The 15,432-nt window shown below is 55.6% G+C and carries 13 protein-coding genes; 4 read left to right on the plus strand and 9 right to left on the minus strand.

The genetic code is table 11. The features are described 5' to 3' along the window. Window positions 1-18: 18 nt before the first annotated feature. Window positions 19-1,311 (minus strand): two-component system sensor histidine kinase RstB, encoded by a 1,293-nt coding sequence (gene rstB / locus ACLI4M_RS20390; protein ID WP_133623708.1) that lies wholly within the window; start codon window positions 1,309-1,311, stop codon window positions 19-21. After that, window positions 1,312-2,040, minus strand: a complete 729-nt coding sequence (gene rstA / locus ACLI4M_RS20395) for a two-component system response regulator RstA (RefSeq protein ID WP_133623707.1) — start codon at window positions 2,038-2,040, stop codon at window positions 1,312-1,314. Between the two features lie 154 nt (window positions 2,041-2,194). Here rstA and ACLI4M_RS20400 point away from each other — a divergent pair, with 154 nt between their 5' ends. Beyond that, window positions 2,195-2,629, plus strand: coding sequence for a hypothetical protein (locus ACLI4M_RS20400; protein ID WP_099754092.1), 435 nt, complete (start codon window positions 2,195-2,197; stop codon window positions 2,627-2,629). Window positions 2,630-2,632: 3 nt separating this feature from the next. Here ACLI4M_RS20400 and ACLI4M_RS20405 read toward each other — a convergent pair whose 3' ends face one another. Both ACLI4M_RS20405 and ydgH read right to left on the minus strand, forming a co-directional pair. Further along, on the minus strand, window positions 2,633-4,024 hold the full coding sequence (locus tag ACLI4M_RS20405) for an amino acid permease (protein WP_133623706.1): 1,392 nt from the start codon (window positions 4,022-4,024) through the stop codon (window positions 2,633-2,635). A 215-nt stretch (window positions 4,025-4,239) separates the two neighbouring features. Further along, complete coding sequence (gene ydgH / locus ACLI4M_RS20410; protein ID WP_048916017.1) at window positions 4,240-5,190, minus strand: DUF1471 family protein YdgH; 951 nt, start codon at window positions 5,188-5,190, stop codon at window positions 4,240-4,242. Between the two features lie 518 nt (window positions 5,191-5,708). On the opposite strand from ydgH, the gene pntA reads away from it, so the two are divergent. Both pntA and pntB read left to right on the plus strand, forming a co-directional pair. Then, window positions 5,709-7,238, plus strand: a complete 1,530-nt coding sequence (gene pntA, locus ACLI4M_RS20415; protein WP_133623705.1) for a Re/Si-specific NAD(P)(+) transhydrogenase subunit alpha — start codon at window positions 5,709-5,711, stop codon at window positions 7,236-7,238. Window positions 7,239-7,248: 10 nt separating this feature from the next. After that, window positions 7,249-8,637: a Re/Si-specific NAD(P)(+) transhydrogenase subunit beta gene (gene pntB, locus ACLI4M_RS20420; RefSeq protein WP_133623704.1), complete on the plus strand. Its 1,389-nt coding sequence runs from the start codon at window positions 7,249-7,251 to the stop codon at window positions 8,635-8,637. Between the two features lie 180 nt (window positions 8,638-8,817). Here the strand turns inward: pntB and ACLI4M_RS20425 are convergent, their stop codons facing one another. The 3 genes from ACLI4M_RS20425 to ACLI4M_RS20435 all read right to left on the minus strand — a co-directional run bounded on the left by ACLI4M_RS20425 (window position 8,818) and on the right by ACLI4M_RS20435 (window position 11,720). Further along, entirely contained in the window at window positions 8,818-9,081 is a 264-nt protein-coding gene (locus tag ACLI4M_RS20425) for a DUF2534 family protein (RefSeq protein ID WP_099754091.1), read from the minus strand. Window positions 9,082-9,104: 23 nt separating this feature from the next. Next, window positions 9,105-11,105, minus strand: coding sequence for a TonB-dependent copper receptor (locus ACLI4M_RS20430; protein ID WP_133623703.1), 2,001 nt, complete (start codon window positions 11,103-11,105; stop codon window positions 9,105-9,107). Between the two features lie 162 nt (window positions 11,106-11,267). Beyond that, window positions 11,268-11,720: a DUF2946 domain-containing protein gene (locus ACLI4M_RS20435; protein WP_253539145.1), complete on the minus strand. Its 453-nt coding sequence runs from the start codon at window positions 11,718-11,720 to the stop codon at window positions 11,268-11,270. A 241-nt stretch (window positions 11,721-11,961) separates the two neighbouring features. On the opposite strand from ACLI4M_RS20435, the gene ACLI4M_RS20440 reads away from it, so the two are divergent. Next, on the plus strand, window positions 11,962-13,356 hold the full coding sequence (locus ACLI4M_RS20440) for a PTS fructose transporter subunit IIC (protein WP_133623702.1): 1,395 nt from the start codon (window positions 11,962-11,964) through the stop codon (window positions 13,354-13,356). A 41-nt stretch (window positions 13,357-13,397) separates the two neighbouring features. On the opposite strand, the gene uspE is transcribed toward ACLI4M_RS20440, so the two are convergent. After that, a complete protein-coding gene (gene uspE / locus ACLI4M_RS20445; protein WP_048916024.1) occupies window positions 13,398-14,348 on the minus strand; it encodes a universal stress protein UspE in 951 nt (316 codons plus the stop codon). 116 nt (window positions 14,349-14,464) lie between these two features. Beyond that, complete coding sequence (locus ACLI4M_RS20450; RefSeq protein WP_048916025.1) at window positions 14,465-15,220, minus strand: FNR family transcription factor; 756 nt, start codon at window positions 15,218-15,220, stop codon at window positions 14,465-14,467. Window positions 15,221-15,432: the final 212 nt, after the last annotated feature.

Consider the following 15,432-nt stretch of genomic DNA (forward strand, 5'->3'; position numbering starts at 1 on the left):
AGTTCCTTATCAGTTGAGTCAGGTAGCGCGTAACGGGTGATCGATCGGCCAGCAAAAGCGCACGCTGGCGCCGCCGAGCGGGCTGCTGTCGATGGTCACATAGCCGCCAAAAGCCTGCGAGACGGAGTGCACAATCGCCAGCCCAAGCCCGCAGCCGCCAGTGGCACGGTCACGGCTGGGATCGAGACGGACAAAAGGTTCAAACACCCGCTGGCGTTCATCGAGTGGAATACCGGGGCCGTCATCCTCAACCTGTAAGCAGGCGAGGTTACCATCAAACCACAGTCCAACGCGCAGGTGATGATCGGCATAGCGCAGCGCGTTATTCACCAGATTATCCAGCACGCGCTCCATCAGGCGCGCATCGGCCACGCCAATATTTTCGCGCTGCGGCGTATTCAGTTCGAGGGTAAATTCCGGATGCACCGAGCGGATATCCTCCAGCCGTTCGTGCAGCCAGGCGGCGAGATCCAGACTTTGCAGATTGAGGTCGACCTTCGGGCGATCGAGGCGCGCATAGGTCAGCAGCTCCTCAATTAACGCTTCCAGCTGGCCAATGTCGCGGTTAAGCGCCGCCGATTCAGCATCGGTGAGGTTATCACTCATCTCCAGCCGATAGCGCAGGCGCACCAGCGGGGTACGCAGCTCATGGGCAATACCGTCGATCAGCTGCTTTTTGCTGGCGACCAGCGTGTTGATGTTATCGGCCATCTGGTTAAACGCCACGCCAAGGCGCAGCAGGCTGGAGGCGCTGTCGAAATGGATGCGTTCGTCCAGATGCCCCTGGCCTAAACGCTGAGCCGCGTACTCCAGCTTCAGCATGTCCTTCCAGTGCGGGCGCATCCAGATAAACACCGGCAGCGCCAGGGAGATACCGATAAAGGCCAGCAGGGCGATATCGAGTATGCGCATTTCGTGCAGGAAGAACAGGTACGGGATGGGGCCAACGGCCAGCACGTAGTGGCTGCGCGGAATGTGCTGTAAGAAGGTGTACTCCTCATCCAGCGCGACAATTTCCCCTGCGCGCAGGCGGTGCATGGTGACCGGGTCGAGCTGATATTTGCTCATCGGTTCAATATGTAGCTTAAACGACAGGTTAAGGTCGAGGTTATCGATGGTCTTGTTCCAGTCGCGTGGCGGGATCTCGCGCAGTTCGCTACGCATCAGGTAGAGCGAACTTTTCATCAGGTCATCCATCGACTCGCGCCCGGCACGCTCGGCGGTGAATTTGTACACCAGACCGACCAGCATCGCCATCACCAGAAAGCAGACAAATAGCAGCAGATAAAACTGAATAAACAGCTTCTTCATTTATTGCGCATCCCACGCGTGTGGAGCAAACAGATAGCCTTTATTACGGATGGTTTTAATGCGGTAGGGTTCGGTCGCACTGTCCAGCAGCTTTTTGCGCAGGCGCGAGATCGCGACATCAATGCTGCGATCCATGCCGTCATAGCTGACGCCGCGCAGGGTTTTCAGCAGCGCGTCACGGTTGAGAATGGTTCCGGCATGGGTTGCCAGCTCCCACAGCAGGTCGAAATCGGCGGTCGACAGAGCGACAATCTCATCCGATAGCGTGACCTGGCGGTTAACCGGGTCGATGCTCAGCGTGCCGAAGCGCAGCATCTTCTGCCCGGCCACGCTGGGCGCAATCTCCTCGTGCGGACTGCTAACGCCAGCCTGGCGCAGGTGTAGCCTGAGTCGGGCCAGCAGCACCGCAGGCGGCGTCGTTTTAAGAATGTAGTCATTGGCCCCCATTTCCAGCGACAAAATATGGTTCATATCACTGTCGAGCGAGGTCAGCAGCACGATGGGGCCCGACCAGCTGCTGCTGTTGCGCAGATCGCGGCACAGCGTCATGCCGTCTTTACCCGGCAGCATAATGTCGAGCATCACCAGGTCAGGGCAGGCGGCGGAAATGGTCTCTTCTGCCCGATCGCCGCGTGATTCGACAATGACCTCGATATCGTGACGCCCGAGATAGGCGGCGATCAGTTCGCCCACATCTTTATCATCTTCAACGAATACAATTTTGTTCATAGTGCCGGTTCATCGCGAGAGAGAAACGTAGCTTATCCTTATCCGACCATTTATCAACGCCAAATATTGGGCTTATGTAGTATAATCCCGGCCGAATATGTCATGATACCCCTCTAAATTGAAGGTGCATCAGCGTCAGGTCAGTGGTTGAGAAATGGATAAGGAGAGAAGAGTGCCAGAAACAAAGCGGGTCGCAGCAGAGCACAGTAACCCCATCTGCCTCAACTACATTGATTTTCTCTCCGCATCATGCAAAAAGCGCTGGAGTTTTGTCGACGCCATCTACGGGGTCATTCCGTTTTTTGGCATGATTACCCGCAAACCGGCCGATCTGCCGCGTGCCTCATCGCCGGAGCGTTTGAAAGATCTGGCGCTGCAAATTATCTCCACCCAGGTCAGTGATGAAATCAATATTGCCCGCCTGATCACCCTGGCCCAGCAGCAGCAGATCGATCATTTCGATATCCTGCTGCCTTATCCGCTTTCCGAACAGCAGATGGTGACTATCCGCCAGGAGTACGCCCGGCCGCTGCAACTCGCACAGTATGACGACCGGCTGAACGTGATCATTCCGGTCGTACCGCACTAATCCTCAGCGCGCCAGCATCCATGCGGCGGGCAGCGCCGCCAGCACCAGCGCCACCATCATCGATTTTTCCGCCCGGTTTAACGACTGCGTGGCACGCCCACCGCGGCGGGCAAACAAAAACAGCGCGATGCCCGGTGCATACAGCACCACCGACAGCAGCAGATGCAGTGGACCTGAAGCGTACAGTAGCCACACGCCGTAGGCGCTGGCACCGATGGCGACCACGCTGGCAGGCGCGTGCTTACGCTCACGCGCCACCTTAAACAGATAGATACCCACCAGCAGGTAAGGCACCAGAATCATCTCTGAGGCAATAGTCAGCAGGGTGTTGTAGTCGGAGCCGGTCAGCCAAATCAGGATCAGACAAAGCTGTACGCAGCCGTTGGTTAGCCACAGCGAGGCGGCAGGCGCACCGCGAGCGTTCTGCTGGCTGAGCAGGCGCGGAAATGCACCATGCTGCGCCGCCACCAGCGGGACTTCGGCGGCCATAATGGTCCAGCTCAGATAGGCACCGCATACCGAAACGATTAACCCGACCACGATCACCAGATTGCCCCAGGAGCCCAGCAGGGCAGTCATCAGCCCGGCCATCGAGGGGTTGCGCATTTCCGCCAGCTGGTCTCTGGGCACGATGCCGAGCGACAGCAGCGTCACCAGCAGATAAACCACCAGCGCGGCGACCACCGCCAGCAGCGTGGCGCGCCCCACATCTTTTTTATCCCGGGCGCGTGAGGAGACCACCACGGCACCTTCCACGCCGATAAACACCCACAGGGTGATCAGCATTGTATCCTTCACCTGCTGCCACACCGGTTTACCCAGCGCGATGCCGGTAAAATCAATCCTGAAGCGGTCGTAATTGAACGCTGCAATCGCCAGCAGCACAAACAGCCCGAGCGGCAGCAGCTTACCCAGCGTTGCGACCATGTTAATGCTGGCGGCGGTTTGCACGCCGCGCAGCACCAGGGCATGCACCAGCCACAGCAGCGCCGAGGCGCCGAGCATCGCCTGCCAGGTATTGCCGTCGCCGAAGATCGCGTGGCCCGGTGAGTCGGTGAAAAAGCTCATGGCAGAGAAGACAATCACCAGGTAGGAAACGTTGGCAATCACCGCACAGAGCCAGTATCCCCAGGCAGAACAGAATCCGGTCAGCTCACCAAATCCCGCCCGGGCGTAGGTAAAGATACCGCCATCCAGCTCCGGCTTCAGGCGGCTGAGCAGCAGCATCGCCAGTGCGAGAAAGATGATGCCAACCCCGGTCACTGCCCAGCCGATCAGCAGCGCGGCCGGGCTGGCCACCGCCGCCATATTTTGCGGCAGGCTGAAGACGCCCGCACCGAGCATGGAGCTGAGTACCAGCGCGGTCAGCGCGGTAAGACCTAACTTTTTGTCCAAAAAATACTCCACTTGCAGAATAAAATGCCAGTTTGATCGTCAGCGTTAGAGTTAATACTGGTTGTCAGGGTGTAAGAGGAAACGAACCCCTGAAAGGCGGGCGATTTTACGGAGTGATCGGGCAGGATGCAATGCTTACTCAGCGTTACTTATGCAAACAGAGAAGGGAATTATTCAAAGAGGCGGGGCAGCTGAGCGCTACCCCGCAGCAAAACTTATTTGAACAGGTCAGCCGAGACGGTCAGGTTACCGCCGCTCTGGTTAGACCATTGGCGGGTAACATGATAGTACTTGGCGCCTTTATCAATCGCCCGGCGGCCCACTTCCTGAGAAATCTCAGTCGGGGTGCTGAAGTGCCCGGTAAAGGTGATGCTGTCATACGGCTGCATCTGTGCGGCGGTGATGGCATTCACTTCCTGCACGCTTTTACCGTTCGGGGTGGTTACAGTGTAACGCTGACCGGTTGAGCTTTGCGTTTCAAAGAAACGTCCCACTTTATTGCTTGGCGTTTCAGCTGAAGCCACGCCCGGGATCTCGACCTGCTTCGCGGCGGTGCCACCAGCGGCCAGCGCGGCTTTACCGGCAGCAGAATCCGCAGGGATCAGGTCAGGGGACTGAACTTTGCGCTGTGGCGCATCGGCTTTATACACGTAGGCGGTAATGATCTGATTACCGCCGCTGTTGGTATCAATCTGACGCACGATAAAGAATGACGCCGCGCCTTTTTCTTTGGCGGCTTTGGTGATGGCATCATTGACATCAGGCTGGCTGCGGAAGAAACCGCTGGCGCTGACGGTGTCGTAAGGCTCAAGAGAGTAAGCTTCTGATTTAGTCAGTTCGCGTACGCCGTTAATAATACGGTCTTTATTTTTTGGCGCTGCGGGTGCATCGGCATGATAAACATCCGCCGTCACGCTCCAGTTACCTCCGTTGCCGTTGGTATCATTGATGCCCTGCACATAATAGGAAGCAGCGCCCATTGAATCAGCACGTTTAGACACGGCATCGTTGGCATCGCCAATGGAATTGAAACGGCCATTGATGGTGATGCGGTCGAATGGCTTCAACGCCGCCGCTTTCTCCGGGGTCAGTTCCTGGGCCGCGTGGGCGCTCAATGCCGTCATCGACAACAGGGCTGAGGCCAGAATGGTGTTCTTCAGCTTCATAAAAATTAATCCTTCGCCTTACGCAAAAATTGAGTACGAAAACGTGCTGGACTCTTGATGTGTAACAGATTAGCGCCCGATTATTACATGTAATAATGCGCGCTGTCTCAGCGATTTTGTGTGCAGGAAGACCAGCGATAATTCTTTATTTCAGAATAACCAGGAAAGCTGGCTGAATCGTGTCATTTGCAGACGGTTAACCACTTACGGTGGTAATAATGACCACTTAACCCGTTAATGCATTGTTAAACAATACTTTTTTGCTACATATTTACTCTAATTGTTAAAAAATATCGTAGCACATTATGCGTTTGATTGGCTGTGATTCAGGTCCAAAATAGTGCTTATTGGACTATAAACTGAATTTTTATAGGTTAGTCTACGAAAAGCCTGATGGTGGCTGGATCGAAATAAATATTTTCAGTAGGTTATAAGCAGTTTGCAACAGTTAGCGTTTCGGTCATATCGATCGGGATCTTGAGAACAAACCATCGTACTCTCTGAAGAAAGGGAAGAATATGCTTATTGGTATTACCAAAGAGCGGTTGGCCAATGAAGCCCGCGCAGCAGCAACGCCGAAGACGGTTGAACAGCTGCTCAAACTGGGTTTCAGCGTTGCGGTTGAAAGCGGCGCCGGTAAACTCGCCAGTTTCGAAGATGCAGCCTTTGAGGCGGTAGGGGCAACCATTACCGACTCCGTCACTGTCTGGCAGTCCGATATCGTGTTGAAAGTTAACGCACCAACTGATGAAGAGATCGCCTTAACGCGCGCGGGTAGTACGCTGGTCAGCTTTATCTGGCCAGCGCAGAACCCTGAGCTGCTACAGAAGCTGGCAGCGCGCAACGTCACCGTGATGGCAATGGACTCGGTGCCGCGTATTTCACGCGCGCAGTCGCTGGATGCCCTCAGCTCAATGGCTAACATTGCCGGCTATCGTGCCATTGTTGAAGCCGCTCACGAGTTTGGCCGTTTCTTCACCGGGCAGATCACCGCCGCCGGTAAAGTTCAGCCAGCCAAAGTGATGGTGATTGGCGCCGGCGTTGCTGGCCTGGCCGCTATCGGCGCGGCACGCAGCCTGGGTGCTATTGTGCGCGCCTTCGATACGCGTCCGGAAGTCAAAGAGCAGGTGCAAAGTATGGGCGCCGAGTTCCTTGAGCTGGATTTCGCAGAGGAAGCGGGCAGCGGTGACGGCTATGCCAAAGTGATGTCTGAAGCTTTTATTAAAGCTGAAATGGCGCTGTTTGCCGCTCAGGCTGAAGAAGTGGACATTATTGTCACCACCGCACTGATTCCAGGTAAACCGGCGCCGAAGCTGATCACGGCTGAAATGGTCGCCTCAATGAAACCGGGCAGCGTGATTGTCGATCTCGCCGCGCAAAACGGCGGGAACTGTGAGCTGACCGTAGCGGATACCGTGACCACCAGCCCGAACGGGGTGAAAATTATTGGCTATACCGATCTGCCAAGCCGCCTGCCAACGCAGTCTTCCCAGCTTTACGGCACCAACCTGGTGAACCTGATGAAGCTGCTGTGCAAAGAGAAAGATGGCAACATCGTCATTGATTTCGACGATGTGGTGGTGCGTGGCGTGACGGTGATCCGCGAGGGTGAAGTCACCTGGCCTGCGCCACCGATTCAGGTTTCTGCCGCGCCGAAAGCCGCAGCGGCCCAGGTTCAGGTGGAGAAACCCACAGCTAAACCCGTATCACCGATGCGCAAGTACGGTCTGATCGTGCTGGCTATCGTGCTGTTTGGCTGGCTGGCAAACGTTGCTCCGCCGGAATTCCTCTCCCACTTTACCGTGTTCGCGCTCTCCTGCGTGGTCGGCTATTACGTGGTGTGGAACGTCAGCCACGCGCTGCATACGCCGCTGATGTCGGTCACTAATGCCATTTCCGGCATTATTGTGGTCGGCGCGGTGCTGCAAATCGGTCACGGCGGCTGGGTCAGCTTCCTGTCCTTCGTCGCGGTGCTGATTGCCAGCATCAATATCTTTGGTGGCTTCACCGTCACCCAGCGCATGCTGAAAATGTTCCGTAAAAACTAAGGGGTAGTCCATGTCTTCCGGATTAGTGACTGCAGCATATATCGTTGCTGCAATCCTGTTTATTTGCAGCCTTGCCGGGCTGTCTAAACATGAAACCTCTAAGCAGGGGAATATTTTTGGCATCAGCGGGATGGCGCTGGCGCTGGTGGTCACCATCTTTGGCCCGGACTCTGGCAACGTTGCCTGGATCCTGCTGGCGATGGTGATTGGCGGCGCCATCGGCATCCGTTTGGCGAAGAGAGTCGAGATGACTGAAATGCCAGAACTGGTGGCGATGCTGCACAGCTTTGTTGGCCTGGCGGCGGTGCTGGTTGGCTTTAACAGCTACCTGGACCACGGCCCGGGCCTGCTGCCGGTGATGGAAAACATTCACCTGACTGAGATCTTCATCGGTATCTTTATCGGTGCAGTGACCTTCACGGGTTCCATCGTGGCATTTGGCAAGCTGTGCGGCAAGATCTCCTCTAAACCGCTGGCCCTGCCGCATCGCCACAAGCTGAATCTGCTGGCGCTGGTGGTGTCACTGGCGCTGCTGATTATCTTCGTGCGCAGCGACAGCGTTGGCGCTCAGACCTTTGCGCTGGTGGTCATGCTGCTGATCGCGCTGGCATTTGGCTGGCACCTGGTAGCATCAATCGGCGGGGCGGATATGCCGGTGGTGGTTTCCATGCTGAACTCCTATTCGGGCTGGGCAGCGGCGGCAGCGGGCTTTATGCTCAGCAACGATCTGCTGATTGTGACCGGTGCGCTGGTGGGTTCAAGCGGTGCGATCCTCTCTTACATTATGTGTAAGGCGATGAACCGTTCCTTTATCAGCGTGATCGCCGGGGGCTTCGGCACCGACAGCAGCTCAACGGGTGAAGGTGAAGAGATGGGCGAATACCGCGAAATCGACGCCGCAGGCACCGCAGAACTGCTGAAAAACTCCACCTCGGTGATCATCACGCCTGGCTACGGCATGGCGGTAGCGCAGGCTCAGTATCCGGTGGCGGATATCACCGCCAAACTGCGCGAGCGCGGTATCAAGGTGCGTTTCGGTATTCACCCGGTTGCCGGTCGTCTGCCCGGTCATATGAACGTGCTGCTGGCGGAAGCTAAAGTGCCGTATGACATCGTGCTGGAGATGGATGAGATCAACGATGATTTCACCGACACTGACACCGTGCTGGTTATCGGCGCCAATGACACCGTTAATCCGGCAGCGCAGGAAGATCCGCGCAGCCCAATCGCGGGCATGCCAGTACTGGAAGTGTGGAAAGCGCAAAACGTAGTGGTGTTTAAACGCTCGATGAATACCGGTTATGCCGGGGTGCAGAACCCGCTGTTCTTTAAAGAGAACACGCAGATGCTGTTTGGCGATGCGAAAGAGAGCGTCGAGGCAATTCTGAAAGCGCTGTAACAACAGGGTCAGGCATGCCTGACCCCTACGATCTGTGTTTGGGGAATGACATGCCTGACTCCTACGATATGCGTCTGGGCGATGACATGCCTGACCCCTACACAGATCGTAGGGGCGGGGCATGCCCCGCCCGGATGTGTTCTGTAAGGGCTGACCGCTAGCTGGGTCAGCCCTTTTTTATCATTTAGCGGACGGATCCTGCTCGCCAATAAACCAGTACCACAGCGGCACTGAAAGCAGCAGGGTGAAGACCACGCTATAGATGGTAATCATAAAGAACTCTGAAACATACAGCTCAACGGGCCAGGTGGAAAACGGCATATTGTACTCGTTGATCGCTCCGCCAATCATCGCCTTGGTCATCACAATGATGGCGCAAACCAGCACGCAGGCCTGAGCGGTAAAGAACTGGCGGCGTTTCTTGCCCGGTGGAAATAGTGACATGTTATGTACTCCTGTACGGTGATTCAGAATTTAACGTTAACTTTTGCCCACCAGGTGCGGCCTGGCTCATTCACTGGGGTACTGGCGGAATAGCCAAATACGCTGTTGCCTGCCAGATTCAGGTGCTCGCTGTACGCTTTATTGAAAATATTGTCGACGCCGCTGCTAATCTTGACGTTTTTCGTCACTTCATACGCGGCATTGGCGGAAAAGATGCTGAACCCGGCGCTGCGCTCGAAATCTTTGCCGACCACGTTGCCTTCATTTAACGCGATACGATTTTGTGGCCCCACCATACGCAGCAGGCCGGTCGTGCTCCAGCTTCCCTGTTTCCAGGTCAGACCCAGTCGGCTCTCCAGCGGCGGCATCTGCGGCAGCGGGCGACGATCAGAGCCGTTCTGCCCCCATGAATATGCCAGGCTGCCGTCTGCAGTCAGGCTCTCCGTTAATTTATAACTCAGGCCCGCTTCACCGCCCATAATTGTGGCGTTGACATTATCGGCGCGGCTGACATAAGCGTTGTTCGGATCGTAGCTGAAGAGAATAAAGTCTCTGACGTGGCCCAGGTAAGCCGAAACCCAGCCATCCATGCGCTTGCCGGAATATTTGGCGCCGATATCCAGCTGGGTGGTCTTCTCCGCTTTCACTGTGTCAAACGCCGCGCTGTGCCCGTCTGCGCCGTAGCTGGGTGAGAACAGCTCCCAGTAATCCGGGAAACGCTCCGTATAGCCCACCCCGGCATACATCATCAGCGGCAGGCTATCCAGCGTATGTTCCAGCCGCATAAACCCGGCGGGCATTGTATCGCTCCTTGCACCCTCGCCGGAAGCGCTAAAATTGTCCACCCAGCTGCGGTCGAGTCGCGCACCGCTCACCAGCTTATTGCGCGGGTCAATGCTCCAGCTCAGTTCACCAAAGGCGCCAATATCGTGAAAGCGGGCATCTTTGCGCCAGTCGTTATTCCTGCGGTTACGATGGGTGCTGGTTTGCATATCCATCCCGCTTTTCAGTTCAAAGTCAGACCATAACCAGGTACCCATAAAGCGGCCACCAACGGTGCGGCGATCGAGCTGCATCGCCATCGGCATGCTCATATCCATATGGCTGGACATTCCCGGCATGCTGCCCGGGCTGCGCAGGCTGTAATTATCCATGATGTGATTGGCATAGTTGTAGTACATCTGTGCTTCAAATTTGTCGAGTACCTCGCCGATGTTCGATTTCTCCACCCGCATGCCGAGGCTCTCACGCTTAAACTGGGAGCCATCCATGCTGCGCCCGGCGTAGCGCGCTTCGCCGTTGCCGCGCCCCGCAGTCAGCTCAACCAGCGTATCTTTATCCGGCGTCCAGCCCAGCGCGACGTCGCTGTTCCATTTGTTCCAGCGCGACGGCACGCGGTCACCGTTGCCGTCCTTGTAGTCCTGCGAAATAGAGTGGTTGCCAATCACCCGCAGATAACCCTGTTCGCTGCCCACGCTGAGGTCAGCACTCTGATCCCAGCGATTGTTCGACGCGCCCAGCAGGCTGGCGTTGCCCTGAATGCCGGGCTGGTCGAAGCGGGGCGGCTCACGGTCAAAGCGCACGGTGCCCGCCGAGTTGCCCGGCCCCCAAAGTACGGTTTGCGGGCCTTTGGTGATGCTCAACAGGTCGTAACTCTCCGGGGAGATATATGAACTGGGGGCATCCATGCGCGCCGGGCAGGCACCGGGCATTTCACCGCCGTCGGTCATGATGCGCATGCGCGAGCCGAACATGCCGCGAAACACCGGGTCACCGTTGGTCCCACCGTTACGAATCTGCGCAAAGCCCGGAATGGTTTTCAAATAGTCGGAGCCGTCGCTGGCGGGTACCGGCTGGCGCGGGGTTTTTGGCGAAGTGACAATCTCCAGCGGGGAGGTCAGCGGCGCGGTGACGGTCATCACGCCCGTCTCATCCGGCACGACATCATGCGCCGCGGCCAGATGTGGGCAGGCAGCAATAATTGCCACGCTTAACAGCGACAGCGGCAGGTAAATGACTTTCATGCTTAATTCCTTTTTAAACGGTAATTCTGTCTAAATAACTCGTCTGGATGCCCGGAATAATATTCAGGCGTGCGTGGTCCTGTGCAGGGCACATATAAAAAGGACAACGCTTTCCGACGGAGTTATCCGCAGTAAAATAATTGTATTAATCAGCGAAAGGAATTAAAGCAGCGGCGGGGCGCGAGGCTGGCAAATACTGGGGAAGAAAGTGACGTGAAAAGCGGGAAGAATTAACGCGGGCGGGGTGCAGGCAATCAGGCATATCAGCCAGAAAAAGGCGATAAACAGGCAGAGCAGCAGCGGCATATGGACCAGAAGCTGGCAGTAACCGCAGGCAAATTCGCCCATCATACCCATCTCGCTGCCCATATCATGATGCATGGCTTCATCAGAACCGGCGTGCATCATCATCGCAGCGTGGCTGGACATCGCGGGCATGGACATACCATCCATCATCATCTCTACAGGGTGATGCGCACTCATTTCGCTGCCGGCGGAGGTGCGATAACTCTCCAGCGTTTTGGAAACATCCGGCGCAATAAACAGCAGCAGTACCGCCAGAATAGCGATCAGAGCGGGCAAGCGGCGCTGTGACAGGCGATAGAATGAAACCAATCTGGCAATCCCTGCAGAGTGAATGAAAGGCGATAGTTTAGCGACTTTATTTGGCAATGTTAATGCGAACTTGAATTAATCATTATTAATTTAAGGCAAATAAAGGTCTCCCGCGGTTTTTTTGTGAGAGTACAGGTGTTGTCCAGCGCCCGGGACACTATTTGGTAGTGTTTTCCAGTTTTGCCTCTGCTTAGATAAGACTCCGGCCGGACCCTACACCAATAATTACCGGAGAACATCCATGAATATCATTGCCATCACCGCCTGTCCTACCGGTGTGGCCCATACCTATCTGGCCGAAAGCAATCTGAAAAAAGCGGCGAGAAAACTGGGCCTGTCCCTGCGCGTGGAAACACAGGGTGCCATTGAGAGTCAATACATCCTTAGCGCGGAGGATATCGCGGCCGCCGACATTGTGCTGATCGCCGCAGATAAGAGAGTCGAAATGGGGCGCTTTCAGCATAAAAACATTATCGAGGTTCCGGTGGCGCGTGCGGCCAGAGATGCTGAAGGACTACTGAATGCGATAACCGGTGGCGAACTGGTGCCGCATCGCCTTGAAACCCTGAGCGAAGAGCCGGGGAAGGCCGCAGCAGGCAGCAGTTCGCTGCTCTCCTCAGTCTATGTCCATTTGATTACCGGGGTGAACCTGATGATCCCGTTTGTGGTGGCAGGAGGGATACTGATCGCGCTCAGCTTCTCTTTTGGCATTACTGCAGCCACGCCGGGGGACGCCAGTTTTAGCCCGCTGGCGAAAATGCTGGCGGATATTGGGGGCGGCTCGGCGTTTGCCCTGATGTTGCCGATACTCGCGCTGGGCATTAGTCAGTCAATCAGTGGAAAAATGGGCATTGTCTCCGGCGCAGTGGGCGGCATGATGGCTATTCACACCGGCTCCGGCTTTCTTGGGGCGCTGATTGCCGGGTTTATCGCCGGCTACGTGACGCTGCTGATTGTGCGCCATATTAAACTGCCGCAGGCGATAGCCGGGCTGAAGCCGATCCTGATTGTCCCGCTGCTGAGCGTGCTGATCACCGGTGCGTTGATGGTGTGGCTAATTGGCGAACCCATTAAGCTGCTGCTGGGCTGGCTGACCGACTTCCTGAATGCGCTCGGGCACACCAACTCCGCGATACTCGGCTTACTGTTTGGCATGATGGTGGCTTTTGATATGGGCGGTCCGCTGAATAAAACCGTTTGTATGTTCGCCATCGGGCTGATGTCGAGCGGCATCTACGGGCCTATCGCGGCCTGCATGGCGGCGGGAATGGTACCCCCACTCGGTATTGCCCTGGCGACGCTGCTGTTCCGCCGTAAGTTCAGCCGCAGCGAGCGGGAAACGGGTAAAGTGACCTGGATTCTGGGGCTGTCGTTTATCACCGAAGGGGCGATCCCTTATGCGGTCTCCGATCCGTTACGCGTGATCCCGGCTATCGTGGCGGGCTCCGGGCTGGCCGGGGCACTCTCGATGGCGTTTGGCTGTGCCTCACGCGCGCCGCACGGGGGGATATTTGTGATGTTTATTCCCAATGTCATCGCCAACCTCGCTGCCTATCTGCTGGCGATTGCGGCGGGATCGCTGCTGACGGCGCTGATCCTGGGATTGCTGAAAAAAGAGCTGCCGGAAACGGCATAAAAAAGGCGGCCTGCGGGGCCGCCTGAACCCTTTAAGCAAGCTTAATCGTCTTCGTCGTCATCCAGTTCAACCGGTGAGGTGAAGCCGTCGGGTTTGATCGCCAGCAGATCGCAGCGCAGGTGGTCAATCACCTGTTCGGCGGTATTGCCAAGGAAGGCCGCGGACAGCCCGGTGCGGCCAATCGTTCCCAGCACCACCACACCCGCATCCAGATGTTCCGCCAGGTCAGGGATGACTTCCTCCGGCAGGCCTTTTTCAACATGAGTAAATTTTTCATCAATGCTAAAGGACTGGCGCAGCGCTTTCATCGCCACTAAATGCTGACCGCGAATCGCATCGTTATACACGCTGGGATCGAAGTCCGGCAGTTCAATCGCGATGTTAATTGGCGTGACGGGGTATGCGCCAACCAGATGCACTTCGGTATGGTTGACGCGTTCCGCCAGTTCCAGCGTCTCTTTCACCAGCTTGGTATTCAGCGGATCGTGATGAGGTTCTTCACTGGCAAGGTTAACCGCTACCACCGCTTTACCGCCTTCCGGCCAGGCCTGGTCTTTGACCATCCAAACCGGGCAGGGGCACTTGCGCAGCAGGTGCCAGTCAGTCGGGGTGAAGACCACCGCCTGCAGGCGGTCGTGCTGGTGGGCCATCTTAATCACCAGGTCGTGCTGGTTGTTCAGCACCTCCTGGATAATGGCTTCGTACGGGCGGTTATGCCAGATCACTTTGATATCAATCTGCACTCCGGCCGCGAGGTAGGCCTGCGACTGCTCGCGGATCCACTCAGTGCGCTGGCTGATCACCCCTTTACGCATGGTGATGCGTTCATCAGGGGAGAGCAGGGTAGTCATCTCGTAGGAGAAGTCGTAAATAGGAAGAAAACAGGTAATTTTACCGCCAAGGCGCTGATTCAAATAGACAGCACGGCGAAGTGCAGGCTGATCGTCCTGCTGTGGGTCGATAGCCACAAGAATGTTTTGATACTGAGCCATAACGATTTCTCCTTACACTGAGCGTGTCAGTTTAAAGATAGCCCAATCGCGGCAAAGGAAAAAGAGGAAAAGTTGTTGCCGGATCAATAAAATAACAAATATTGACCCGGCAATTATCAGGCAACCGTGTGGCTCTGGCCCGCAAGCTCCGAGAGGATTTGATGATTTTCAATGGTGATGTATTTGCCTTTCACTGCCAGCATGCCGCTTTTCTGGAAGCGACCGAGCAGGCGGCTGATGGTTTCAACCGTCAAACCGAGGTAATTACCAATATCGCCACGGGTCATGGTCAGGCGGAATTCACGCTGCGAGAAGCCGCGCTGGCCAAAGCGACGTGACAGGCCATAAATAAACGCAGCCAGGCGCTCTTCGGCATTTTTCTTTGACAGCAGCAGGATCATTTCCTGGTCACCTTTAATCTCACCGCTCATCAGGCGCATCATCTGTTGGCGCAGGCTGGGCATTTTACCGGATAGGTCGTCCAGGGTTTCAAAGGGGATTTCACACACCATGGCGGTTTCTAACGCCTGGGCAAAGCTGGGGTGAGAACTGGCGCTAATGGCGTCAAATCCAACCAGGTCACCGGCAAGGTGAAAACCGGTAATCTGCTCATCACCCTGTTCGGTGATGGTGTAACTCTTAATGGTTCCTGAACGGATCGCATAGAGTGATTTCAGTTCATCACCGGCTTTAAACAGCGTCTGGCCTTTCTGAATCGGTTTTTTTCGCTCGATGATATTATCGAGCTGATCCAGTTCGTGCTCGTTAAGCGTGAAGGGAATGCATAGCTGACTGATGCTGCAATCCTGGCAGTGAATAGCACAACCACCTGATTGAATGCGTCGGGTAACAATTCGCTTTTCCTGAATCATGATGTACGCTCGATGATAATTGACTGACATCAATTTACCATTTTTCGCTTACAGAATGAAACTCATCTGAGCAGTTTTAGGCACAATAAAAATGGGGATGTTATTGTCAAGGAATATCAATGTGAACGCGGTGTAAAATACCCGTAGTTAAAGGGGGTATTATCGCCAATTCTCTCGCCCTTATGCCCTTTTGCATCATTTTATCCCCTGAA

The organism is Erwinia sp. LJJL01 (genome assembly GCF_047300805.2).
In the GTDB taxonomy this organism is placed as follows: domain Bacteria; phylum Pseudomonadota; class Gammaproteobacteria; order Enterobacterales; family Enterobacteriaceae; genus Erwinia; species Erwinia aphidicola.

Bases quoted from the DNA above. Each gene is read 5' to 3' on its own strand.
- ACLI4M_RS20425 (WP_099754091.1), bottom strand. From the start codon at position 9,081: ATGTCACTATTTCCACCGGGCAAGAAACGCCGCCAGTTCTTTACCGCT.
- pntB (WP_133623704.1), top strand. From the start codon at position 7,249: ATGTCTTCCGGATTAGTGACTGCAGCATATATCGTTGCTGCAATCCTG.
- rstA (WP_133623707.1), bottom strand. From the start codon at position 2,040: ATGAACAAAATTGTATTCGTTGAAGATGATAAAGATGTGGGCGAACTG.
- ACLI4M_RS20440 (WP_133623702.1), top strand. From the start codon at position 11,962: ATGAATATCATTGCCATCACCGCCTGTCCTACCGGTGTGGCCCATACC.
- uspE (WP_048916024.1), bottom strand. From the start codon at position 14,348: ATGGCTCAGTATCAAAACATTCTTGTGGCTATCGACCCACAGCAGGAC.
- rstB (WP_133623708.1), bottom strand. From the start codon at position 1,311: ATGAAGAAGCTGTTTATTCAGTTTTATCTGCTGCTATTTGTCTGCTTT.
- ACLI4M_RS20430 (WP_133623703.1), bottom strand. From the start codon at position 11,105: ATGAAAGTCATTTACCTGCCGCTGTCGCTGTTAAGCGTGGCAATTATT.
- pntA (WP_133623705.1), top strand. From the start codon at position 5,709: ATGCTTATTGGTATTACCAAAGAGCGGTTGGCCAATGAAGCCCGCGCA.
- ACLI4M_RS20400 (WP_099754092.1), top strand. From the start codon at position 2,195: ATGGATAAGGAGAGAAGAGTGCCAGAAACAAAGCGGGTCGCAGCAGAG.
- ydgH (WP_048916017.1), bottom strand. From the start codon at position 5,190: ATGAAGCTGAAGAACACCATTCTGGCCTCAGCCCTGTTGTCGATGACG.
- ACLI4M_RS20450 (WP_048916025.1), bottom strand. From the start codon at position 15,220: ATGATTCAGGAAAAGCGAATTGTTACCCGACGCATTCAATCAGGTGGT.